Below are 23,921 nucleotides of genomic sequence, written 5' to 3'. Positions count from 1 at the left end.
TCTCAAATAGGACCGATTCTAGCCACATTCAACCTTACAATGTTCATAAACAGAACGCAAGTACGCAAAAAGAAGGAGATGACTATGCACGCACGCCTTGAAAAGGCCTATCATTTCATTACCCAAAATGGTCGCCCGATCGATCAGGCACGCTTTGCCTATCATTTCATGAGAACAGATGCATCGCAGGACGCCCTGCTCAACACCCTGAGCCAGTATCAGAACACCGATGGTGGCTTTGGTCATGGTCTTGAACCGGATATCAGCGCCCCGGTCAGCAATCCCTTTGCGACAGAGCTTGCGCTTCTGATCTATCGTCAGGCCAATGTGCCACCTGAGCACCCGATGGTTCAGCGAACGGTAGCCTATCTTGAGCAGACACAGGACGAAACAGGGAACTGGCGCTTCAGCCCGGAGGTCTACGAAAGCCCACTGGCCCCCTGGTTCCAACACTGGGAATGGCCCTCGCTCAATCCATCCTGCACGATCAGCGGGTTACTCAAAGAACTGGGATCGGGTTCAGAACAGCTTCACAGGCGGGTAGAGGAACTGTTTGCCAACCTGGGGAATGTTCATGATCTGACAGGAGACGAATACTATAACGTACGCCCATATGCGTACTACTTTTTCCCCATATGGGATCACCCGCAGCGCGATCTCTACACCTCAGGAGTTGCCTGGTGGCTGATTCGGCAGGCAGACTCGCTTGACGGGGACCATTTCTTTTCGTTTGTGCGCAGCCCGGAAAGCTCTGTTGCGCGCCTCCTCCCACCCACACTGATTGAGCAGCGGCTTCAAGATCTGGCAAACGAGCAGGCTGAAGATGGAGGCTGGCCTAGTCCCTATAGCAATCATTGGCGCGGCTGGATCACTGTACAGAACCTGCTTGTGCTACAGGCATTCGGCAAGCTCGATTGAGGCACTTCCCCGGTTTTTAAAAGGATGATGCGTACACAAAAATAGGGGCTCTCTCGGAGAGAACCCCTGTTTCTTATCAGAAAATCAGACAAAAGCGAAGGTCAGAGCCGCGCTCGCCATCAGCAGGATTGCGAAGAGCAGCACGGCCACACCGACCGCTTTCAGGCCCGTCGTTCGAATCACCTTGAGATCGACCTGAAGCCCCATCGCCGCCATTGAAGCCACCATCAGGAACGTGCTCACCTGAAGGACTCCGTCAATCACTGGCCTGGAGAAGACTCCAAACGAGGTAATTACTCCGACAACCAGGAAGCCAAGCACAAACCAGGGAATAGGCAGCTTTTTCCAGCTCATGCGCGTTCCCTTGCCGCCCTGCTTCCATGCATACCCGAAGGCGACAATAATCGCGATCGGAGCCAGCAACACCACGCGTGTCAGTTTGGTCACAAGTGCGATGTCCGCTCCCGCAGGACCAGCCGCGGGACCAGCCGCTACCACTTGCGCGATTTCATGTAGTATCGAGCCCGAAAGCAGGCCATATGCCTGAGCACTCAGGTGGAAGATTTGTTCACCAAAGACGAAGGCCAGCACACCAAGCGTGCCGACAAGGCCGCAGATAGCAACCGCAAGCGACACATCATCATCCTCTGAGTCAGGAAGCGCCGCGGCCATTGCACCAACCGCCGACGCGCCACAAATAGCCTGACCCACACTCATCAAAAAGGCCAGCCGCTTCGACAAACCAAGCTTATGCGCAAGCCAGGGAAAGAGCAGCAAGGCCAGCAGAATCAGCGCGAGATCTTGCAAGAAGATCCGAATGCCCCCACTTGCCAGCAGAGTAAAATTGAGCCGTACACCCGTCAAAATGATACCGTAGCGTAGTAATTTTTGTGCAGAGAAGCGTACTCCTCCTGCGTATGCTTTTGGTAGTCCAAGCGTGGCCCGCCAGAGCAAGCCAAGCAATAGCGCGATCGTTAAAGCCCCCATCACCGCAAGGCCAGGCAGCAAGGCCAGCCCCATCGCCACCAACCCGATAACTACAGTAATGCCAAGTCCCAGGCCGAACGAGACCCAGGTTCCCCCCGAAGCAGGTTGTTTTTCCGTTGTCTGCACTCTCAGTTTCTCCCATCCATGATGTTCATTGCTTGCTCACTAGCTTACAGTGACCCGAGCCATAAATCCAATACATGTTGTATACTGATTCCATAACTTGAAGTTATCATCTGGGGAGAAAAGAGTAGATGAATTTCAACCACCTCCTCATTTTTCAGAAGGTGGCCGAGCACAGACACTTTACTCGCGCCGCCGAGGATCTCTATATCAGCCAGCCAGCCGTTTCAAAGCAGATCCGTGAGCTTGAAAAGAGTCTCGGTCTCTCTCTCTTTTCTCAAATCGGGCGGAAAATTTATCTCACCGAAGCTGGTGAGATTCTCTATGACTACGCACGGCGCATCTTTGCCCTGACCGATGAGGTCGAGACACACCTTGCTGAAATGCGCGATCTTGAACGCGGGCGGCTCGCGCTCGGAGCCAGCACCACCATCGGGATCTATCTGTTGCCCGAGGTGCTCGGTCAGTATCGGGCGTGCTATCCTCGCATTGAACTCTCGCTGGACATCGCCAATGCCGATCTGATTCAGAGCCATCTCCTGAACAACCTGGTTGAACTGGCCCTGGTCGAGGGCAGCGTGACGCACCCCGAGCTCACCAGCGAAGTCTGGCAGGCGGATGAACTGGTCCTGATCGCCGCTCCCGAGAGCCCGCTTGCACAGCGGGAAGCGCTTTCCCTGCATGACATTCTGGAGGCCCCTTTTCTCGTTCGGGAACAGGGTTCGGGAACTCGCGAAGCCTTTGAAGCAGCACTGACAGAACGCAACCTGCCACCGGTTACACCTTTTATGGAGCTTGGCAGTACCGAGGCCATTAAAAAGGCGGTCGCAGCAGGACTTGGTATCTCCTTTGTTTCTACTCACACCATACAGCTTGAGGTCGCCGCTGGCCTGCTGCATATTGTGCCGCTACGCGACTTTCAGCTTGTACGCCAGCTCTATATTGCCTATCCCCGGCAGCGACGCCTGTCACGCGCCTCCCGGGCATTTCTCGCACTGTTACAGAGAGACTTGCAGCATGAGCTACTCTGAAAAGAGAGGGATTGTATTCCGTTTGAATATGGTTGCGTCTCTGTTACCGCAAGCGCTCCTATACACTTGACACATGCTCTCATTGTTGATTAGATTACAGTATTCGTATTATTTCAGACGTCACAGCCATAGATAGAAAGAAAAGAGTACGCTTATGGGGTTTTCTGCCGGAGCAGAAGCAGAGATAGAGAAATACGCGGGATTCATGCTCGAACACACGCCAGTTGGAATAGCGCTGATTGAGATGCCACATTTTCGGCTGCTTCAGGCCAATGCAGCATACAGACAATTTCTGCTTCGGAGCCAGGCCCCGGAGGCCCGGCTTCCGCTCGGTGAATCCTTCGCTGAGTGGTGCCAGCGCATGGATATTCCCCATATTATCGATATACTCAAAATGGTCTATCAGAGTAGCGTTCCCTATCGCAACGACGAATTTAGCGTCACCACATCCGCACGAACATCATACTGGCACCTGTCGGTAACCCCCATCACCCATGAGGATGGCTCAATCCCCTATCTGCTTGTCACCGCATATGACATCACGCCTCAAATAGAAGCACAACGCCAAACCGAGCCCGAGCGCATCTCAGAGTCACATTCACTGGTGGCAGCAGAGCTACAGCGGCTCGGGGCAATCGATCAGGTCGCCAGAAGTGTACGCCAATCACTCGATGTCAAGCAGATCAGTCAGACAACGCTGGATATCATTTATGGCTATATTCGTCCTGCTCATATCTGCCTGTATACCGCTGCGGAGGCTCAACGAGCCCTGCGCAAGGTGAGCTCACGCAGCGCCCCGAATTGCCCGGCTACACACCCGGATCTCCCGTTTGTGCCCTACGAAAGCAGTCCTCTGCCTGTTTCACAGCCAATCTTGCAGGTGCGAGAACCCGTCTTTGTGGCTGATTTACAGGCCACAGCGATGACCAAAGAGAACCCGTATATGGGCGCTGGAGTACATGGGTTTATTTATATTCCTCTCTGGTATCAGGGGAACCTTGAAGGCGCTCTGGTCGCGTCTTTTAACCATCCGATCAAGGAAAACGGATGGGAGCTCCAGATGTTGCAGGGGAGCAGCACCCATATCGCCTCTGCCCTTGTGCATGCCCGCCTGCATAAAGCACTCGACAACGAACATAATCGTATGCGGGCCGTGCTGGACCAGCTTCCAGAGGGTATTCTAATCGCAGAAACCACCAGCGGCACCATCAGTTATGCGAACAGTGCCGCCGCTCAGATGCTTGGCTTCTCACTTGAGGAACTGACCTCAAAGCCGCTGCATCTGTTACGGCCTCCATTGGCACAGGAGAAACTCACCGTCAGTGGGCGCACGCTACTACCCTGGTCCATGATCGTCATTCGAGCCCTGTGCGGTGAAACGATCACCAGTAAAGAAACGCTGGTCGTTCGCGCCGATGACTCTCAACTCATCACGCTGGCTTCGTGCGCCCCCCTCTATAATGAGGATGGAATCATGACGGGAGCAGTCATTGTTTTTCAGGATATCACTACACAGAAAACCGTAGAGCAGCACAAAAACGAGTTCTTCTCAATTGCCAATCACGAGCTCCGCACGCCTGTCACCGTGATTCAGGGCTTCGCCGAAATCCTGCAATTGAAAGCACAGCAGGATCATGAGCACCTTGAACCGGTTGTCGAGTACGCACTGAACAGCATTGCGGAGCAGAGTGAGCATCTCACGCACCTGATCGAAGAGATGCTCGATATCTCGCGTCTTGAGCAATCGCAGTTCTTCCTGCGCCGCTCCCCGTGCAACATCCTGACGCTGGTACACAATGTGCTCCGAGGACAGGAAGTGATGGCGCGGCAACACCACTTTTCGCTCACGCTGGAAGGAATCGACGAAAATGAACCGCTTATCGCCAATGTCGATGAGGAACGCATTGTCCAGAGCTTGAATAACCTCATCAATAATGCAGTGAAATATAGCTCGCCGGGCACACACGTGGAAATCGGCCTCCGGCGCGGCGATCCCCCTTCGGATGAGCTCCTTTTCTGGGTGAAAGATGAGGGTATCGGGATCCCGGCGGACGAGATTCCGCTGATCTTCAAGCGCTTCTATCGCGCCAACAACGTTGATGAAGGGCAGAGCGGTTTCGGCATCGGGCTGTATCTGGTGAAAGAGGTAATTAATCGTCATGGCGGGCATGTCTGGCTTGAGAGCACGCCCGGCAAGGGCTCTACCTTCTTTTTCACCCTTCCGATGGCGACACCTGCCACATAGACACTTTTGCCATCATAGCACACAACGCCACACGAACGTGCTATAGTGTAGAGCTATAATCATGCAGATATTATCACGCTTTCAGCATTTCACAATTTCTTTTTCAACAAACTATCGACTATAATCTAAAAGGTGGTTCTTTTTCGTTCTCTTCTATTGGCTGGAACACATATCGTCTATTGTAAAAAAATGTCCAGTCAGCTTTAGCTGCACCACCAGATGGGATGGATACCAGATACTATGAACACCATTTTTAGAAACAGTCCGCTTCCCAGGTATTACCAGCTTAAAGAGATCATGCGGGAAAAGATTCTCTCGGGCGAATGGAAGCCGGGCGACCTGATTCCTTCTGAGCGCGAATTAAGTGAACAGTATGGCATCAGCCGCATGACCGCCCGCCAGGCAATCACAGAGCTGGTCAATGAAGGCCTGTTCTATCGCGAACAGGGGCGTGGCACGTTTGTGAGCCGCAACCGCATCACGCAGCAACTGACAAAGCTGACAGGCTTTAATGAGGATATGCGAGCACGCGGCTATAAACCTGGCACAAAGGTCCTCTCAGCTCGTCTCTGGCCCGCAGATGAGACAGTGGCCGCACATCTGCATATTCGACCCGGAGATAAGGTTTTCCGCCTCCATCGACTCCGCATGGCCGATGATGACCCACTGGCGCTGGAAACCTCGTTCGTGTCCTTTATTGGCTGCGAAAAGCTGCTTGAAGATGACCTGAACAACTATTCTCTCTATTACCTGCTTGAAACGAAATACGGATACCCACCCCTTGAAGCCGATCAGGAGCTTGAAGCCGGGCTGGTAGGCTCAGAAGAGGCCCGCCTGTTGCGCATTGCGGTCGGTAGTCCCGTCCTCTACATTCGTCGTACAACATATACCGAGCGCAAGCAGCCAATCGAGTACGCGGCCTCGATCTATAGCGGTCACAAGTATACCTTCTACGCGCACCTCCATCGCGAACAATTGATATCGAAATAGTTGCTATCAGAATGGTGGTAGAGAGCGGCAAGAGGGCTTGTTTCTCTCCTGTCGCTCGTTCCCTTCTTCGCCGCTTGCTTGACAGAGCGCGCCGCAGGCTTTTACACTGTACACAGGCAGTAAATGTTTTCTATCCGCATGAAGAAGGGATATACTTGCTTATGCGTCTTGCAATCATCACCGACGAGATTGCGCAGGATCTCACACACGCCCTTCAGGTCTGCCGTGAACTTGAGGTGAATACGGTAGAACTTCGCAGCATCGACGGCCACAACATTGTCTTCCACGATGGAAACAGCCTCAAACGCATCAAGGCCGCTCTGGATCAAGCCGGAATGCAGGTATGTTGCATCGCCTCCCCGTTCCTCAAGTGCCACTTCTGGCTGAACGGGTCACGCTCCGAGTTTGATAGTGAGGAGACGCAATGGGCGATCTTTGAGCGCTCACTTGAGCTTGCCCACCTGTTTCAAGCTCCGCTGGTACGCACGTTCTCTTTCTGGCGGCTTCCCAATCCAGCAAGCGTCCAGGAAAAACTCGCTTCCCTGCTGGTGGAGGCAACCAGACGAGCAGAGGAAGCCGGCGTCACACTGGCGCTGGAGAACGAGCACGAATGCAACCTCGGCACCGGCGCGGAGACAGCGCCCTTGCTTCAGCGCATCCCCTCACGAGCCTTCGGCGTGATCTGGGATCCCGGCAATGAAGCAAAACTCGGCTCTCAACCCTACCCGCACGGCTATCAATGCGTGCGCGAGCGCGTTGTACACGTCCATCTCAAGGATGTTGACCACGAGCAGCACTTCGTCAAGATGGGAAGCGGCACGATTGCCTATGAAGACCAGCTTCGCGCCCTGGCAGCAGACGGCTATACAGGCGTCCTCTCGCTGGAAACGCATTATCAGCACCCGACAGGCGGCCCGGAACTCGCAACCTGCGAATCGCTGGCAGCCCTTCGTACGCTCTGTCAGCAGGCAGAGATCGAACTGTAAAGCAGGAGGAATTTGTGCAACGGTATGTCATTATCGGCGCTGGCGCTCAGGTCTTTTCCGCGCACCGCCCGGGCCTACAACACCCGGAGATCCAGATTGTTGCAATTGCTGAGCCAGACGAGCAGCGTGGACACGCTCGCGCCGCCGAACTCCACTGTCCCCTCTATACCGACTACCGCACCATGCTAACCGAGGTTCAGCCTGATGTCGCGGTCGTGCTGACCCCCCATCCGCTCCATGCTGAAATCAGCATCGCCTGTTTGCGGGCAGGATGTCACGTACTGGTCGAAAAACCGATGGCAGTCCATATTAGCGAGGCAGACGCAATGATCGCCGCTGCCGCCGAAAGTAAACGTTTACTCTGGGTTGTATTTCAGCATCGTTACCGCCCAGAGATCCAGGCAATCGCACGACTGCTTCAAGAAAGGCAGCTCGGCTCCATCACACGCGTCGAGCTTACTGCCTCATGGCCGCGCCCCGCAAGCTACTATCAGCAGGCGCCCTGGCGTGGCACCTGGGCAGGCGAGGGCGGCGGTGTCCTGATGAATCAAGGGATTCACCATCTCGATCTGCTCTGTTACCTGCTTGGCCTGCCCGAGCGCCTCATCGCCTGGACCCGCACCCGCAAGCATGCAATTGAGGTCGAAGATACAGCTCAGGCGCTCCTTGAATGGTCTGAAGGAACGCTTGGCTTTCTGCACCTCAGCACCGCTGAAGCCGATGTCGCAGAACGGCTCAAGCTGGTCGGGACGCGGGGACGGCTTGAATTGAGCCGGGGTCAGCTCATGGTAGAGACACTGGAACAGGATGTAGACAGCTATATTGCGACCTGTCAGGATCCGTTCGGTGCTCCTGCTGCACAGCCGCTTCACCTCGATCTTCCCACCGGCCAGGGAGGCCATACAGCAGTCTATCGAGCGTTTCAACAGGCAATCAGACAGCAGGATCTGCTCAATGCGGGGATTCAGGGGCGCATGTCGCTGGAACTTGCCAACGCTATCATCTATTCAGGCCGGAGGCAGCACGAAGTGACCCTGCCGCTGGATCGAGCGCACTATATAGAGCTGCTCGAAAGCCTGCGCCTGCGCTCAAAGCCTTCCTGAAGAGCAACAGAAAAAACATCCGCCACCTGGCCACCGGTGACGGATGTCTCTGCTTAGCCCTTCCGAATATCGATCGGCCCGAGATTCGTTTGCACCTCTAGCAGCGCACGAGGAGCGGGACCAACCTCTGTCGCTCCGAACTGATTATTGATCGGGCCTGCATCTGTCTTCGCCTTGATCTGCAAGGCCGGATTGCCCGCCACCGCCACCGCCACAGGGCCAGCAGATGAGGCAAAACGATACGAGCCATGCGGTTCCAGCACACCATGAAAGTTCACCGGACCCACATCACTGCGCACGTTCACGTTCCCCGTCAAATTGGCCTGCCTGACCTCAACCGGCCCAACATTTGTGACAAGGGAGGAACCGCTTCCCAGCGTTGCCCGGCGCACATTGATCGGGCCGGTGTTCGTCTTCAACTGGAAGATTCCGTTGACCTCCTCAATCGTGATCGGGCCAACATTGCTTTCAATCTGGAGATCGCTGCTATCTGGCACGACAATTTCAAAGTTGGCATTGCGCAAGCCTCCCAGAGGCGACCAGCGATACCGACTCTGGACAGTCACCCTGATGGTATCCCCTTCCTGGGTATACTCAATGGCACCCTCCTGATCTTTTCCGAGCCAGCCATTCACATAGCGTACCGCCTTGATCTCAACCTCAGAGACGTTCCCCCGGCGAATCCGCGTGCTACCAACCGGGTTCCGCAACACCAGACGAGCCCGCTCCTGTACCGCAAAACGGCGCGGCTCATCAGGGATCGCTCGCACGAAAAGCTGACTGACTCCGATAAAAGCGGCAGCAATACCCAGAAGAGCCAGAAGAGAGCCGAAAATAGCACTCAGAACATTCCAGAGAAAAGAAGCAACCATAATACAAACAACAGCAATAATCACCCACCGCCAGAACGAGGTTTGAGGCGGATTGACCTTTTCCCCCATCGACAAGGTTTCGTGAAACTGCTCGGCTCCCGGCTCCAGACGCACCCCTTCACTATAGGCATCGTATGCAGTACTCCGCTGCTCACGAGGATCAGTATTCTGTTGCCGCGAGATGTTTTCCTGGGGAAACATGGCATTCTGCCCGCTCATCAGTATCTCCCTTTCCTATTCTCGAAAACACGATCACTCTATCTTAATACAAAGACAAACTCTATACGAACGTCTGACGGTTGAGTAGTAAATCATCAGGCAGCAAAAAGCGGCTCCGCACAGGGCAAGAGCCGCTTTTTCTTTCCGGAAAATCAGCGCATCATCGTATACTGAAGCGGTTTCCAGGTCACACCTCCATCTTCCGTATGCAACAGTTCGGTATCAGTAAGCGACCAGCCGTGCCGGGCATCAATAAAGCTGATCTCGCGGATCGTTGCAGGCGCGGTCGGCCCCTGATTCCAGTTCGCGCCTCCATCAACAGTGCTGTACCACTGATTCGTCTGACTATCGACAGCCCACAGATGATAGGGATCAAGCACAAAAACCGCACCAGCAGTAATCTGAAGCGGACTGGTCGCAATCCACTGGCCGCCGCCATCACTTGTCCGGTAGATGAGCGTATGATACTTGCCATCATCGGTCGCAACCCGTACCGGAAGAAACCCAAGCACACCGAAGAACACAGGCGGCATCATCCCGAGCGATGATACCTTCTTGAGATCTGAAGGAAGCGACGGAGAAGGCATTTTCTTCCAGGTCGCGCCTCCATCACGTGTCACCAGGAGGCCCGGATCTTTCGAGCTTCCAGAGGAAGCCGAAAGCGTCAGAAAGCCGGTCATCTCATCTTTGAAGGTAATACCTGTTTTCAGTCCTTCTTTGGGAAGACTATTCTTTTCCCCGGAGCGAGCAATCTTCTTCCAATGCATGCCCCCGTCAGTGGTCGCGAACAGCTCAACCGGCTGATTCCCCTTCTCGGGAGCTCCCATCACAGTCAGCCAGCCAGTTTGATTATCCAGAAACGCAGGCGCGTCAACCGTTTTGGGAGCGCTCGCCGCCAGCGTCACGCCTTTCCAGCTCTTACCACCATCGTCGGTCCGCTCAACTCGCACCTGATCCTCTCTGACGCTTGCGACCCAACCCTGCAACACGCTTTTAAATGTGCCTTTCGCGATCGAGTAGTCTCCGGCCTTCGTGCCAGCAGGTGAGACATTCATCCAGTGTATACCACCATCCGTCGTCTTTAGAATGGCATCTTTGGTCAACGCCCAGCCCTGCGTGGCATCGATCATCAAAATAGAGGTTAGCGGACCTACCTGCTGCGTCACATAATCAGGCGAGGAGCCAGGATTGTCGCCACCCTGTTCGGGGGTTTGTCCCACCGCAGCGCCCTCGCCAGGAAACCCACCACAGGCAGCCAGCAAGCTCAAGAGCAGCAACAGCATGCAGCAATGGAGCAGTTTTGTTCGCCCATAAATAGCACAAGTACGCAGAGTATGCATAAAAAATAACACCTCCCCACTCAAAGCATAGGAATTCTGCCTCTTCCCTGAAGGATGAGCGACCGTTATCACCCATGTTTCCCGGGAAGATCTGGCTACGGCGGTTCACGCGCATGTCAGCCGGGAGAAGCGAGCAGGCTTCCCCGCGGCTCATAGATGGCTTTCTGGGGTGACGCTACCCCATCCTCCTATCTTCTCACAAAACAGGCTGTTCAGAAAGAGTTCGGGCAGGCAGTTTCAAAAAAGCGACCAGAAACAGAACGCCAAGCAGGGCATCAATCAGCCCGAAAATCAACACCGAGGCCGGGAGACGTTGCAGGGCAAAAAGCAGCGCAAGAACAAGCATATAAGCCCACTTCTCGGTCATCGCAAGCGGCATGAGAGACCGATAGCGCTGCGGATCTTTCGCGATGAGCAAAAACAGGATTTGAAACATCGCCATGATACTCAAAAATCCATAGAAATACTCTGGATGAGTGAGCGCGGGTGGCGTCATCGTATTGATCAGACCTTCGGCGAACATGAGCGAGCCACACAACAACAAGCCATATATTCCCGCTGCAAGAAACACACCACGAACAAAACGCATTGGTTTTCACTCCTCTGTTTTCATGTCATATGACTTCAAGACATATAACTTCATATACAACAAAGCAGAGGATCTTGTCAAGAAAACAGGCGGCGTGATAGCATAAGCTACAATCAGAACAGGGGAGATGAAAGAGATGGAGCGCCCGGAAGCGTACCCGATAACCTATGGTGTGCTTGGTCTGCTGGCCTTCTGTGGGCCCATGACTGGCTATGACCTCAAACGCATGTTTGACCATATTCTCTCGCCAATGTGGGGAGCCACCCAGAGCCAGATCTACAAGGAGCTCAAGCGCATGCAAGAACTCGGTTGGGTCGAGATGCAGCGCGAAGAGCAGGAAAGCAGACCCGACCGCAAGATCTACTCGATGACTGAAGCCGGTCGAGAAGCACTTGCACACTGGCAAACGCAGCCGCCGACCTTCTTTCAGTTGCGCGATGAACTGTTGCTCAAGCTGCTTTTTGGCTCTTTTGGCTCACCTGAAGCCTTGCTCGCCAACATACGCGAGGGTATTCGCTTCCATGAACAGCGCCTGCTTGCCCATCGCCAGAACGCCAGCCTGATTCCACCGGCAAACCAGCCCCACCAGCCCAGTGGTCGCCCCGATCCATACGCCGCACCCGCCGAGCCAGACATCTATTTTCGCCTGATTACGCGCTTTGCTATCGCGTTAGAAAAAACCTATTTGAACTGGTTACAGGAAGCGCAAGCAACCATCGAGCAAGAGCAAGAAGACTGATCCCTCCGCCTCACGAGCCGCTTCAAGTGCTCCTGCGAAACGTTAAAAAAGCTTAAGATCAGGTTAAGAGATACTGAGGACTGCGATTTCCCCCAAAAAAAGGCGATTTTTGTGAAACGGTCTTTCTCACCACATCGTACAAATAGCAGTAAGCACATTGTGAGAACGAACGAAAACAACGAAAAGAGGTTGAAGGCGCTCGTTCTTAGGAAAGATGAAAAATGGATATACCACTATCGGAGATCAGTTCCTTTGTTCATCCGATTGCGATATAAGGAGGTATATACGTTATGATGACAATCGCAACCGTTTTAGCCGCAGTTACGTTAACAGATGTTCTCTGGTGGCTGCTTGTTGGTCTGATCGCTGGTGCACTGGCAAGCTTCGTAATGCGTGGTGGCGGATACGGGATTATCGGTGATATCGTCGTTGGACTCATCGGCGCGGTTATAGGCGGTTTCCTTGCCAGCCTGCTTGGCATTAGCGCGGGCGGCATCGTTGGTACGATCATTATCGCCTTTATCGGTGCATGTGTTCTGATCGCGATTCTGCGTGCCGTGTCTGGCGGATTTGCGCGCCGGTACTAAACGATAACTCATTCGTCGAAACAGAAGGGCCGCTCTCGGTGAGTGGCCCTTTTTTTCTGCACGTTTCGCACCCTTGCCTTTTCTTCCTGTTAAGCGATACAATATGTCTAGAGAGAGAAAAGGAGCGTTGTTGTGGTATTCTGGACAGTAACATATATTGTTTCCGGAGGGCAAACAGGCGCCGATCGGGCCGCACTTGACTGGGCAATGGCGCACCATATTCCGTATGGGGGCTGGTGTCCTGCCGGTCGTCTGGCCGAAGATGGCCCTCTGGATGCACGCTATGAGCTTCAGGAAACCCCGACATCCTCCTATGCACAACGCACCGAGTGGAACGTGCGCGATTCAGATGGCACCGTCCTGTTTTCGCTCTCTCCGCATCTGACCGGGGGCACCCTGCTGACGCTCCGGCTAGCCAGAAAGTACCGGAGGCCATATCTGCATCTGTATCAAACAGAGAGACAACAGAATCCAGCCACGCGCCTGCTTGCCTTCTTGCAGACCTACAACATTCAGCGCTTGAATGTTGCCGGTCCTCGGGCCTCGACGGAGCCCGCAATAGGCGCATTTGTGCAGCAGGTACTGGAGTGCGCCTACCAGTTGACCCATTGAACGAGCGAGACAAGCCATGCTACGCCTGTTCTTTTCTGCGGCTTTCCCAGGCGTCAATGGCTTTGCGAGCGATGTCTTGCCACCCGGGATACGCGGGCCGGCGATTCTCTTCCAGGATAGCCAGCTCAGAAGCCGACAGCCAGCGATATTCGGTATGTTTGTTCCATTCCAGTTCAGGGTGTGTCAGATCGCCTTCTACCTCAACATAAAAATCGAACTCGCGGTGCCAACCATCAACGTTCCAATCGGAAATAGCGATCAGGGAGACAACCGAGGCCAGGGTCCAGCCAGTTTCCTCCTGGATTTCGCGTCGAAGCGCGTCGAGGAGCGTTTCGCCTGTTTCGACATGGCCTCCCACCATGTCCCAGCAGCCCGGGAAGAGCCGTCGAGACATGCTACGACGCTGTGCAAAGATGCGTCCCTGCCGATCAAGAATCAGGGCACCAACAACACAGATCTTGCCCTCAGCCTCTGCCTGTTGCTGAAGCGAGAGAAAAAAAGGTCCTTGCATATGTGACTCCTTGCGCGGTAAAACGTTTCTCTCTTTTGGAAGGTTTTTCGGGATCTCAGGGATGCAAGGTAACCAATTTTTCCTATTCTCTCTACAGGAATATATAATTAGCCGTATGTGTTATAATGGATGGAGCGAAGGGGCTCGAAAATACAACCTGTTTTTGAGCCACTGAAGAACAGCGTCCATTCCTCTGACAGCCGACCATTCACCCATACGTTTTCTAGTCCTTCCTTACTCCTGTCTGGAAGGTTTGTAAGCCGGAAGAACGGATATAGAGTTTGCAGGTGTTGTGTCTGGTTAGCAGGTTAACGTTCTGGCCGTATGGCTACAGTAGAAACACGAAGCATCTTTACAGAAAGATGATCGTTGCCTTTTGATGGTACCATTGTCATACTCTATTTATTTACCCACCCTTCCTCGATTATGTATTTAGGAATGATTGTCTTTCTTGCTGTCTAATTAAGGAGAACTTTTATGGCAATTTCTTTCATTGAGAAGCCAAAAGAGCAGAAGAAGCGTTCAATGCTTACATCAGATATAGATCTTCTCGAAACAACAACAACCGAGGATACGGCAACCGACCTCGATGACGATCAGCTTGACCTTGATGCCGACGTCCTGCTTGATGAGGATGAGGAGCAGGATGATGACTTTATCGACGATGATGAACTGCTGAACCCGCATCTGGATGCCGATGCGATTGCAGCCAGCGTCGAAGCCGGCGTTGATGATTCTCTGAGCTGGTATCTGCGCGAGATGGGCCGCACTCCGCTGCTGACCGCAGAGGAAGAGATTCGTCTTGCTCAGATGATGGAGCGTGGTCGCCTTGAGCGCGAGAGCGCCGAGCTGCTGAAGACCGCACCCGATCGCCATATCATGGCACAGGCTGAAGAGGCACAGCGCCGCCTGATCGAGGCCAACCTGCGTCTTGTCGTCAGCATCGCCAAAAAGTACAAGGGGCGCGGCCTGACACTGCTTGACCTGATTCAGGAAGGCAACAGCGGCCTGATGCTGGCAGCGGAGAAATTTGATTACACAAAGGGCTTTAAGTTCAGCACCTATGCAACATGGTGGATTCGGCAGGCTATCAGCCGCGCCATTGCCAACCAGGGTCGCACGATTCGCCTCCCGGTACACCTTGTTGAGACGATCAATCGCACCATGCGTGTCAGCTCTCGTCTCTTCCAGGAGCTCGGGCGCGAACCGACGGCTGAAGAGATCGCCTCTCGCATGGGCACCAGCGTCGAGCATGTACAGGATCTGATTAAGGCCAACCAGCAGCCAATCAGCCTTGAAACACCAATTGGTGAGGAAGGCGATAACGAGCTTGGTGACTTTGTGGAGGATTCCGTTGCACCATCTCCAACCGAGGTGACAACGCATCGTCAACTGCGCGAACAGATCGATACGGCGCTATCGATTCTCTCTGACCGCGAGCGCTATGTCATTCAGCAGCGATTCGGTCTGCTTGATGGTCGAAGCCGCACGCTGGCAGAGATCGGACAGGAGCTGCATCTGTCACGCGAGCGCGCACGCCAGATCGAGGCACGCGCACTGAGGAAGCTGCGCCATTCAAAGAGCTGCTTGCAGCTAAAGGATTTCCTCGACTAATCTCCTCCCCTCAAGGCATGCGCCGGGGAGGAGAAGCGTGCCTCTGCTCCGCAGAGGCTCCCTCCCCTTAAGGCATGCAGGTTCTTCCCTCCTGTTGCTTCCTGTCTTTACGCTCTTTCCCTGTACCCCCGCCAATTGTGCAGTTTGCACAGAAAACCCTGCGAATAATTCATACATTTTTTGCAATGCCTTCCCCTACCCTGCTCAGTACAATAGACTCATACAGTGGTTTTGTGCAGAGTACACAAAGTGTACCGATTGTATCGGTATACTTCTCGGCGACGATGCCTCTCGCCCGCTGGTGTGCGGATCAGCAGTCCTCCTGAACAAAAGGCTTTCCCTGTCTGGCAATGGTGCTGCACAGGGAAAACTTTTGCCGTTTTGTCAACTGGAACAAAAGGCGTATTCAGAAGTTGAAGCAAAGAGGGTAACACATGGCAGTAGTTGAAACACCGAGAAAACCGGCCACCTCTCTGGCACAATCACAATCTGTCTACCGCTCGTTTGGCCTGGCAGTCATCCTGACGCTAGCGGTAGGGGTTGCAGTGGGCATTTTGTCCAAACTGTTCGCGGGAGCATCAGCAGGCGCTCCTGGCTCCGCGATCAACACAGGTGATACGGCGTGGGTCATGATCGCGACCGCGCTGGTGATGCTGATGACGCCCGCCGTTGGCTTCTTCTATGGCGGCATGGTCACAAGCAAAAACGTCGTCAGCGTGATCAAGCAATCACTGCTTATTCTCGGCATCGTCAGCATTCAATGGGTTCTTTTCGGCTATAGTCTTGTATTTGGCAAGGACGTCGGCGGTATCATCGGTAGCCTGAATTTCTTTGGTCTGGCAGGCGTGGGCTACGCACCTAATCCCGATTATGCAGGCACCATTCCGCATCTGGCGTTCATGGCGTTTCAGGCAACCTTCGCAATTATTACCCCGACCCTGATTATTGGCTCCTTCGCAGAACGCATTCGTTTCCGTACACTGGTTCTGTTTGTCATCCTGTGGAGCACGCTTGTCTATGATCCTATCGCACACTGGGTCTGGGGCGTTGGCGGCTGGCTGCGCAACCTGGGAGCGCTCGATTTCGCGGGCGGCACCGTCGTTCATATTAGCGCCGGATTCGCCGGTCTGGCGGCAGCGCTGGTCATCGGGAAGCGCCGCGATTTCAAGCAGGGCCAACCACTCGCCTCGAACAACGTGCCCTTTGTGCTGCTCGGCACCGCGCTCCTCTGGTTTGGCTGGTTTGGCTTTAACGCTGGCAGCGCCCTGGCAGCCGGAGCGCTGGCTGTAAATGCATTTGTCGTCACGAATACGGCAGCGGCGGCTTCCGCTTTGACCTGGATGCTGCTGAGCTGGGTTGAGCATCGCAAACCAAGTGCGATGGCAACGGCAACCGGTGCGGTCTGTGGCCTGGTCGCGATTACGCCCGCAAGCGGCTTTGTTGGCCCTATGGCAAGTATCGCGATTGGCATTATCGCAGGCGTCGTCACCTATGTGATGTTGCTCCTGCGCAGCAAGAAAACAAAGATTGATGACACGCTGGATGTCTGCGCGGCGCATGGTATGGGAGGCGTTGTCGGAGCGCTGCTGACCGGCATTTTCGCCGAGAAAGTCATCAACAGCGCGGGCAATAACGGGCTGCTCTTCGGTAATCCAACACAGCTCGGCATACAGCTTCTCTCTGTGGCTGTCACGATGGTGTACGCGTTTGTCGTCACATTCATTCTGCTAAAGCTTCTTTCTCCGCTCGGCTTGCGCGTCTCGCCCGAGGATGAAGAAGCCGGACTGGATGTGGCCGTGCACGGAGAAGAGGGCTATCGTTTGTAGTCTCCTCTCAATTCCGAGCTCTCTTTTTCGGCCCGATGGTGGATCTCCTCTCTTCGCTCTTCGCGGGGGAGGAGATTTTTTTCTGCCTGCCTCATATGTGCAGCGCCTGTCTACCCTCTTTATCAGCTATATTCAATATATACCGGGACCTTTACAATAGTTATAGAGGGCGCATTTTAAATTCACTGTATTGCACATAAGGAGCAGTCTGATATGAAGCCACAGACGTTTTCATTGAGAAAAGCTGCACCAATTACGCTCCTGCTCATGGTTTTTCTTCTGGGAGCCTGCGGAGGCACAACACAGCAGTCGGTCTCGACGAAAAAAGCGAGCGACGATAAGCAAGTATTTGTGATGCCCATTGCGGGCGTCAATGACTATAAAACGCTCGATCCGGCGCTTGGTAATGATACTATCTCCAACCAGGCCATTCAGTTGCTCTATACAGGTCTATTAGCGTTTGACGACGACCTGAACGTCAAGCCACAGCTTGCCCAGAGCTATGATGTCGCTTCCGATGGCACCACCTATACATTCAAGCTCAAACCCAACCTGAAATTCAGCGATGGCTCACCGCTCACCGCCGAAGATGTGGTCTATAGCATCAATCGGGCGCTCGATCCGAAAACAAAGTCGTCTATTGCCACGGTCTATATGGGCTTGATTAAAGACGCAGACAAGTTCAATGCAGGCAAACTCAATAGCCTGATCAATCACAGCCTCTTTGCTCCCGACCCCCAGACCGTTAAGATCATTGCAGGCACCAGAGCACAATACTTTCTGCAATCCCTGACCTACCCGACGTCTGCCGTGGTAAACAAAAAGTTGATCGATAAATACGGGGACTCCTGGACCGAACATGTGGGCGAAGGTGGCAGCAGCGGCCCCTTCAGCATGTCCAAATACACACGCGGGCAGACGGCGATCTATGAGCCAAACCCCTATTATTATGGGCAGAAGCCACAACTCAAGAAAATCGTCCACGCCTTCTATCAGAACAACGACACCGCCTACAACGCCTATCAGAGTAATCAGGTGGATTTCGTCAATGTGCCCCCACAGAAGATCTCTCAGGCACAGGATCTGCCCAAGAAGCAGTTCGAGGATTACCCGCAGCTTGCCGGCTACTACATCACCATGAACTACCTGACCAAACCTTTTGACAATATCAAGATTCGGCAGGCGTTCGCTCTGGCCCTCGACAAAGAACAGATTGTCGACAACATCCAGAAGGGCACTGGCATCCCGACAAATCATATTGTCCCCAGAGGCCAGCCCGGCTATAACGAGAAGCTCACCGGGCCTGCGGGCGTGGACACGCTACGCGGCGATCAGAAAAAGGCAAAGCAACTTTTCGAGGAGGGCATGAAAGAGGCAGGCTACACCCGCTCAACCTTCCCGCAAATCAAATATACAACCACCTATAGCACCAGTACAGGCAAGCAGGCAGTCGAAGCGGAACAACAGATGTGGCAGAACGTGCTTGGGGTCAAAGTGCTGATTGACAACATCGACTGGAACCGCTTCCTGAGCAATCTGAACAGCACTATCAATAGCTCAAAAGGAATGATGATGTGGCAGGGCGGATGGTCGGCCGACTACCCCGATCCACAGGATTGGCTGACCCTGCAATTTGGTGCCGGTTCCAACAATAACTACTGGAATTATGGGCAAACACCTGCACAGCGTCAAAATCAGGAATTGATGAAGAAAGCAGACTACGAGCATGACAACGCGAAACGCATGCAGATGTATAATCAGGCAGAACAGCAGCTTGTGGATGAAGCCGCCTGGATTCCGATCCAGCAGGCAAAGTCGGTCGCGGTCCATAAGCCCTGTTTGATTGGCTTCAAACGCAACGCGCTCGATCTGATTCCGCCCGATAACTGGTCGAAGATATACATTTCCACAGAGACCCCCTGTGCCGATGCCAGTCGGTACCGGTAATTCCACCACCACCGTTTGTAGAGTGGCCGTGCATTATGCAGGCCACTCTATTTTCACCCCGAAAAGCTGAACCAGTGCGAGCGCCTGCGCCGGATCAACCGTCAATCCTGCGACCTCGCTCATCCCGATGCGTAGCCCGTCAATCGCACAGCCCGCGATATTGACGTCACGCAAGCGGCTCTGTGACAACTGCACCTGCGCAAGCGAGCATCCCTCAAACCGAACATCGGTGAGCTTCGCGCCCTGTAAGTCGGCCTCCTGCAATAAACAGTCTTTGAAGCGCACATGACGCAAGACAGCATAGCGAAACAGCGCCAGATCAAGCATGCAATCGTGGAACAGCACCTCCTCAAAGAGGCTCTCTGTACCGATAAAACCGGTCATACGGCACTTCTGGAACGTGACACGATGCAGACCGCCGTTGCTCCAGCGAGCATTCGCCAGATCACAATCAACCAGTCTGCAATCAACCAGTTGAATACCCTCACTCTCAACACCTCTAAAACCGGTATCCCGGCACAGCGTCTGCTCAAAATGGAGCAGGCGGGCGTCCTGGCCATCAAAGCGCATCCCCTCGATCAGCATCTGTTCATACCTCTCCTGAGCCGTCAACTGCGCGGCAGCCCAGGGATGCAGGCGAGCCTTTGGCGGGATCACAGGTGAATGGAGCGTCATGCGGGAACCTCCCCTCGTTTTCTCATCAGGATAGGACAAAAAAAGGCCGGATGCAAGCGAACTTGCACCCGACCCCTTTGAAAAAGAGCATTTAGACGGCTGCTGGCTCTTCTTCGGATGAACCGGTATGGCGGAAGCCCATCGCATACAGTGACGCATACGCTCCATTGCGATCCAGCAGTTCATCATGTGTGCCCTGCTCGACAATCTGGCCCTTTTGCAAGACCACGATCAGATCAGCGTTCTTGATCGTCGACAGTCGGTGCGCGATCACAAAGGCGGTACGCCCGTGCAACAGCTTACGCAGCCCTTCCTGCACGATCATTTCTGTGAATGTATCGATATTTGCTGTGGCCTCGTCGAGAATCAGGATACGCGGATCAGCCAGCAAAGCCCGCGCGAACGAGATCAACTGCCGCTGTCCCATACTGAGGTTACGCCCACGCTCGCGGATCATCGTATCATAGCCGTTCTCCATGTGCAGAATCAGCTCGTGCGCTCCGACAACCTTTGCAGCAGCCTCAACCTCTTCATCGGTCGCCTCCAGGCGGCCATAGCGAATATTCTCGCGAATCGTGCCGGTGAACAGGAAGGGCTCCTGAGGCACGACGCCGACCTGTTTACGCAGCGACTCCTGCGTGACATCGCGTATGTCATGTCCATCAATCAGGATGCTCCCACCCTTGATGTCATAGAAGCGCGTCAGCAGGCTGATGATAGTGCTTTTACCGGCTCCGGTCGGCCCTACAATGGCCGCCGTCTGACCGGCTTTCACCTCCAGCGTCAGGCCGCGCAGCACAGGATGCTCCTCGCTGTAGTGGAAGACGACATTCTCAAACTTCACATCGCCGCGAACCTGAGGCAACGCATAGGCGTCTTCCTTATCCTTGATCTCAATGGGTACGCTCAGGATATGGTAAATGCGCTCGGCAGCAACACCAGCACGCTGCAACTGGTTGTACTGCATGCTCAGATCACGAATCGGATCAAAGAAGCGGTTAATGTAGAGCGTGAACGCAACCAGCGTACCAATCGCCAGCGAGCCCTGCGCCGCCTGAATGCCACCGAAGACCACGACCAGCACAGTCGCCACCGCAGCGACGACCTCAACCAGCGGCAAGATCAGCGACGAGATAGCGGTTGCATGCTGGTTCGTGTCGAGGTTATAGCGGTTGAGCTCGTCGAACTCCTCGCTATTGCGCCCCTCACGCACCAGACTTTGAATCACGCGGATACCAGAAATGTTCTCCTGAAGCGTCGCGTTCACCAGCGAGATTGCCGAGCGTGTCAGGCGGAACGAGCGCTGAGAGTAGCGAGCCCAGAAGAAGGCAATCACAAACATAACCGGAATCACGGTAAAGCAGAGCAAGGCCAGATTGACGTTCATCGCTAGCATGGTTCCGATGATACCGATCAACGCAACCAGCGAAGCAAGCATTGAGAGCAAGCCAGAGCTCAGAATGGATTCAAGCACATCAATATCGCTCTGGAGACGCGACATCACACGCCCGATCTGGGTATGATCGTAAAAGCTCAGAGAGAGCCGCTGTAGATGCCGATACATGTGCGAGCTGATCTTATACAGTGCCTGCTGTCCGGCCCACGACATACTCCAGATCTGCCAGTACTGCGCCTGCCACATCGCCACATTGAGAACCAGCAGCAGGCCGCTCATCCAGCCCAGACCCGCAAGGTCACGCTTCTGAATGTAGTCGTCAATCAGCAGACCGATCAGAAACGGGTTCGCGATATTGAGGCCGGTATAAATGAGCATCAATATGACGCTGGCGATCGCCTGAAACTTGTACTCGGCAACAAACGGGATAAAAACACCCAGTGATTTCCATTGAAACTTTGAATTGATATCTTCGTCTGAACTTGCCAGACTGTTTTCTTTCCAGGTGTGGCGGGCTGCCAGCTTTTCATATAACTCGGATCGTTTGACTGCGCGGGTGCTCACCGTGTCACCTCCCTCTGCCTGATCTGCTCACGCTCGGGAAACTCATGCTCCTCCCGGGCAGCTCTGGTAAACTGGGTCCCATCATGCTGGACCATACGCTCTTCAAACTCTTCCTGATCGCGCAACTGAAGATCATACAGGCGGGCGTAGCGCCCCTTCAGCGCAATCAGCGAATCGTGGGTGCCGCGCTCCACAATGTGCCCATTTTCCAGCACAAGAATCTGATCGGCATGTTTGATCGTGCGCAAGCGCGAGGCGACAACAAACGTAGTGCGTCCCTTCATCACTGCATCGAGCGCCTGCTGAATCAGGTACTCGGTCTCCATATCCACGCTGGACGTTGAGTCGTCAAGCACCAGAATGCGCGGGTTCAGCATCAGCGTACGGGCAATGGCGATACGCTGCTTCTGACCGCCAGAAAGCGTCACACCACGCTCACCAACCCAGGTTTCGTAACCATCGGGCAGAGTCATAATAAAGTCATGGATACGGGCAATTTTGGCCGCCTCAATGACCTGCTCACGGGTCGCGTCATCCACACCGAAGGCGATATTATCGTGAATGGTCGCGTTAAACAGGAAGACATCCTGAAGCACCAGCCCGATATTGCGACGCAGGGATGACAGCGTCACATCGCGCACATCATGACCATCAACAGTGATTCGACCCTCGGAGACGTCGTAGAAGCGCGGTAACAGATGCAGCAGCGTGCTCTTACCACTCCCGGTGAGACCAAGCAACGCAACCATCTGACCGGCCTTTGCATCAACATTGATATCGTGCAGAACCTCAGGTCCTTTTTGATAAGAGAACGAAACATGCTCAAATTTGATGTCGCCTCTTACCTCTTTGAGTTCAACAGCATTGGGAGCATCTTGAATTTTCGGCTTCGTATCCAGAATATTAAAGATACGCTCACCACAGGCCAGACCACGCATGAGCCAGTTAATCATAAAGCCGAAGGTACGAATTGGGGTTGCCATTAACAGGGCGTACTGCACAACCGCAGCCAGCACACCAATCGTGAGCTTGTGATCAATAACGGCAATACCACCAACCCAGACCACAATGACAGTAATGACGTTCAGCGCAAAGAGCAACAGCGGCTGGTTCCAGGCCATAAAGCGCATGGCCTTCAGGCTATAATTGCGCAGCAGTTGATTCTGCTTATCGAATTTATCAATTTCAAACTCTTCGCGCGCAAACGATTTGACGACACGAACACCGCTCAGACTCTCCTGCATCACTGTACTCAGGATACCATTTTCCCTCTGAACCGCGAGCCAGACCGGCCTGATGTGGACACCAACGCGGCTTGTGAAGAAGATCATGAATGGAATAAAAGCCATCATGACCAGCGCTAGCCGCCAGTCCAGAAGAAAGAGAATCACGGTAATCGCAACAAAGTAGACAAGCGCCAGGATGGCCCGCAACAGACCAAATGGAATAAAGTTGCGTACGCCTTCGATGTCAACCGTCATGTTTGACATCAACTGACCGGTTTCTGAGTCGTCATGAAAGGCAAAGTCCAGGAGTTGCAGGTGATTGTACAGCTTATCGCGTAGATCATACCCGACCAGGTTTGAGAGACCCTGCGAGTAGTACCCCTGCCCATAGGAGAAGACACCACGCAAAATACTGACCACCAGAATTGCTCCGGCGGCCAGCAAGAGATCACTCATGTTGCCAGTTCTCAGACCTACGTCAATCACCCATTCCAGCAACTTTGGGACCGCCAATGAAGCGCCCGTAGCCAGCAGCAAACAGAGTACAGCCGCCACCGCCCACAACCAGTAAGGGCGCAAAAGACCTACAATACGAAAAAGAATACGAATGTTGAATCGAAATGCACTAAGATACCAGGATAACGACTTTCGGGCTTCTCTTGAAGGCATTGCGTGCTAAATCCTTTCTTGACGCGCCGGTAGAAAACCTTTACTCTACAACCATTCATCTTCCCCGATAAAGTGTAGCGAGAAAAGGGTGACAGAATGTTGTCAGTCATTCGCAAGATTTTTTACGCGGCGATCAATTCTGTACTATTGGA

20 protein-coding genes are annotated in these 23,921 nt (G+C 53.8%); 12 read left to right on the top strand and 8 right to left on the bottom strand.

Annotated features, from left to right (window positions below):
* The first annotated feature begins 78 nt into the window (after positions 1 to 78).
* A complete protein-coding gene (locus tag KTH_RS03695; protein ID WP_497616501.1) occupies positions 79 to 918 on the top strand; it encodes a hypothetical protein in 840 nt (279 codons plus the stop codon).
* A gap of 84 nt (positions 919 to 1,002) precedes the next feature.
* Here KTH_RS03695 and KTH_RS03690 read toward each other — a convergent pair whose 3' ends face one another.
* The gene (locus tag KTH_RS03690) at positions 1,003 to 2,031 is read right to left on the bottom strand and encodes a YeiH family protein (RefSeq protein ID WP_111323866.1); all 1,029 of its coding nucleotides are present in this window, start codon (positions 2,029 to 2,031) and stop codon (positions 1,003 to 1,005) included.
* A 128-nt stretch (positions 2,032 to 2,159) separates the two neighbouring features.
* On the opposite strand from KTH_RS03690, the gene KTH_RS03685 reads away from it, so the two are divergent.
* The 5 genes from KTH_RS03685 (at position 2,160) to KTH_RS03665 (ending at position 8,383) form a co-directional block, all read left to right on the top strand.
* Complete coding sequence (locus KTH_RS03685) at positions 2,160 to 3,059, top strand: LysR family transcriptional regulator (protein ID WP_497616499.1); 900 nt, start codon at positions 2,160 to 2,162, stop codon at positions 3,057 to 3,059.
* Positions 3,060 to 3,264: 205 nt separating this feature from the next.
* Complete coding sequence (locus KTH_RS03680; RefSeq protein WP_497616498.1) at positions 3,265 to 5,304, top strand: ATP-binding protein; 2,040 nt, start codon at positions 3,265 to 3,267, stop codon at positions 5,302 to 5,304.
* 240 nt (positions 5,305 to 5,544) lie between these two features.
* Complete coding sequence (locus KTH_RS03675) at positions 5,545 to 6,294, top strand: GntR family transcriptional regulator (RefSeq protein ID WP_111323869.1); 750 nt, start codon at positions 5,545 to 5,547, stop codon at positions 6,292 to 6,294.
* 161 nt (positions 6,295 to 6,455) lie between these two features.
* On the top strand, positions 6,456 to 7,280 hold the full coding sequence (locus KTH_RS03670) for a sugar phosphate isomerase/epimerase family protein (protein ID WP_497616496.1): 825 nt from the start codon (positions 6,456 to 6,458) through the stop codon (positions 7,278 to 7,280).
* A gap of 14 nt (positions 7,281 to 7,294) precedes the next feature.
* Positions 7,295 to 8,383: a Gfo/Idh/MocA family protein gene (locus tag KTH_RS03665; protein WP_497616494.1), complete on the top strand. Its 1,089-nt coding sequence runs from the start codon at positions 7,295 to 7,297 to the stop codon at positions 8,381 to 8,383.
* A gap of 53 nt (positions 8,384 to 8,436) precedes the next feature.
* Here KTH_RS03665 and KTH_RS03660 read toward each other — a convergent pair whose 3' ends face one another.
* From KTH_RS03660 to KTH_RS03650, 3 genes are all read right to left on the bottom strand, one after another.
* On the bottom strand, positions 8,437 to 9,474 hold the full coding sequence (locus tag KTH_RS03660) for a DUF4097 family beta strand repeat-containing protein (RefSeq protein ID WP_497616492.1): 1,038 nt from the start codon (positions 9,472 to 9,474) through the stop codon (positions 8,437 to 8,439).
* A gap of 152 nt (positions 9,475 to 9,626) precedes the next feature.
* The gene (locus KTH_RS03655; RefSeq protein WP_497616490.1) at positions 9,627 to 10,814 is read right to left on the bottom strand and encodes a hypothetical protein; all 1,188 of its coding nucleotides are present in this window, start codon (positions 10,812 to 10,814) and stop codon (positions 9,627 to 9,629) included.
* 196 nt (positions 10,815 to 11,010) lie between these two features.
* Positions 11,011 to 11,403 (bottom strand): hypothetical protein, encoded by a 393-nt coding sequence (locus KTH_RS03650; RefSeq protein WP_497616489.1) that lies wholly within the window; start codon positions 11,401 to 11,403, stop codon positions 11,011 to 11,013.
* Between the two features lie 136 nt (positions 11,404 to 11,539).
* Between KTH_RS03650 and KTH_RS03645 the strand changes: the two genes are divergently transcribed.
* The 3 genes from KTH_RS03645 (at position 11,540) to KTH_RS03635 (ending at position 13,341) form a co-directional block, all read left to right on the top strand.
* Positions 11,540 to 12,142 (top strand): PadR family transcriptional regulator, encoded by a 603-nt coding sequence (locus tag KTH_RS03645; RefSeq protein ID WP_497616487.1) that lies wholly within the window; start codon positions 11,540 to 11,542, stop codon positions 12,140 to 12,142.
* A 290-nt stretch (positions 12,143 to 12,432) separates the two neighbouring features.
* The gene (locus KTH_RS03640) at positions 12,433 to 12,729 is read left to right on the top strand and encodes a GlsB/YeaQ/YmgE family stress response membrane protein (protein WP_497616485.1); all 297 of its coding nucleotides are present in this window, start codon (positions 12,433 to 12,435) and stop codon (positions 12,727 to 12,729) included.
* Positions 12,730 to 12,861: 132 nt separating this feature from the next.
* Positions 12,862 to 13,341, top strand: coding sequence for a putative molybdenum carrier protein (locus KTH_RS03635; RefSeq protein ID WP_211326227.1), 480 nt, complete (start codon positions 12,862 to 12,864; stop codon positions 13,339 to 13,341).
* 19 nt (positions 13,342 to 13,360) lie between these two features.
* Here the strand turns inward: KTH_RS03635 and KTH_RS03630 are convergent, their stop codons facing one another.
* The gene (locus KTH_RS03630) at positions 13,361 to 13,852 is read right to left on the bottom strand and encodes an NUDIX hydrolase (RefSeq protein ID WP_111323877.1); all 492 of its coding nucleotides are present in this window, start codon (positions 13,850 to 13,852) and stop codon (positions 13,361 to 13,363) included.
* Positions 13,853 to 14,329: 477 nt separating this feature from the next.
* Between KTH_RS03630 and KTH_RS03625 the strand changes: the two genes are divergently transcribed.
* The 3 genes from KTH_RS03625 (at position 14,330) to KTH_RS03615 (ending at position 19,239) form a co-directional block, all read left to right on the top strand.
* Complete coding sequence (locus KTH_RS03625) at positions 14,330 to 15,466, top strand: sigma-70 family RNA polymerase sigma factor (RefSeq protein ID WP_111323878.1); 1,137 nt, start codon at positions 14,330 to 14,332, stop codon at positions 15,464 to 15,466.
* A 602-nt stretch (positions 15,467 to 16,068) separates the two neighbouring features.
* Positions 16,069 to 17,292 (top strand): ammonium transporter, encoded by a 1,224-nt coding sequence (locus KTH_RS03620; RefSeq protein WP_371859990.1) that lies wholly within the window; start codon positions 16,069 to 16,071, stop codon positions 17,290 to 17,292.
* Between the two features lie 213 nt (positions 17,293 to 17,505).
* Positions 17,506 to 19,239 (top strand): peptide ABC transporter substrate-binding protein, encoded by a 1,734-nt coding sequence (locus tag KTH_RS03615; protein WP_497616483.1) that lies wholly within the window; start codon positions 17,506 to 17,508, stop codon positions 19,237 to 19,239.
* Positions 19,240 to 19,272: 33 nt separating this feature from the next.
* Here the strand turns inward: KTH_RS03615 and KTH_RS03610 are convergent, their stop codons facing one another.
* The 3 genes from KTH_RS03610 to KTH_RS03600 all read right to left on the bottom strand — a co-directional run bounded on the left by KTH_RS03610 (position 19,273) and on the right by KTH_RS03600 (position 23,769).
* Positions 19,273 to 19,914, bottom strand: a complete 642-nt coding sequence (locus tag KTH_RS03610) for a pentapeptide repeat-containing protein (protein ID WP_497616481.1) — start codon at positions 19,912 to 19,914, stop codon at positions 19,273 to 19,275.
* A gap of 91 nt (positions 19,915 to 20,005) precedes the next feature.
* Complete coding sequence (locus KTH_RS03605) at positions 20,006 to 21,874, bottom strand: ABC transporter ATP-binding protein (RefSeq protein ID WP_497616480.1); 1,869 nt, start codon at positions 21,872 to 21,874, stop codon at positions 20,006 to 20,008.
* Entirely contained in the window at positions 21,871 to 23,769 is a 1,899-nt protein-coding gene (locus KTH_RS03600) for an ABC transporter ATP-binding protein (RefSeq protein ID WP_111323882.1), read from the bottom strand. Before KTH_RS03600 ends, KTH_RS03605 begins: the two co-directional genes overlap by 4 nt.
* Between the last annotated feature and the right edge of the window lie 152 nt (positions 23,770 to 23,921).

Source organism: Thermosporothrix sp. COM3, from assembly GCF_059696735.1.
This window is presented reverse-complemented; position numbering and strand designations above follow the sequence as displayed.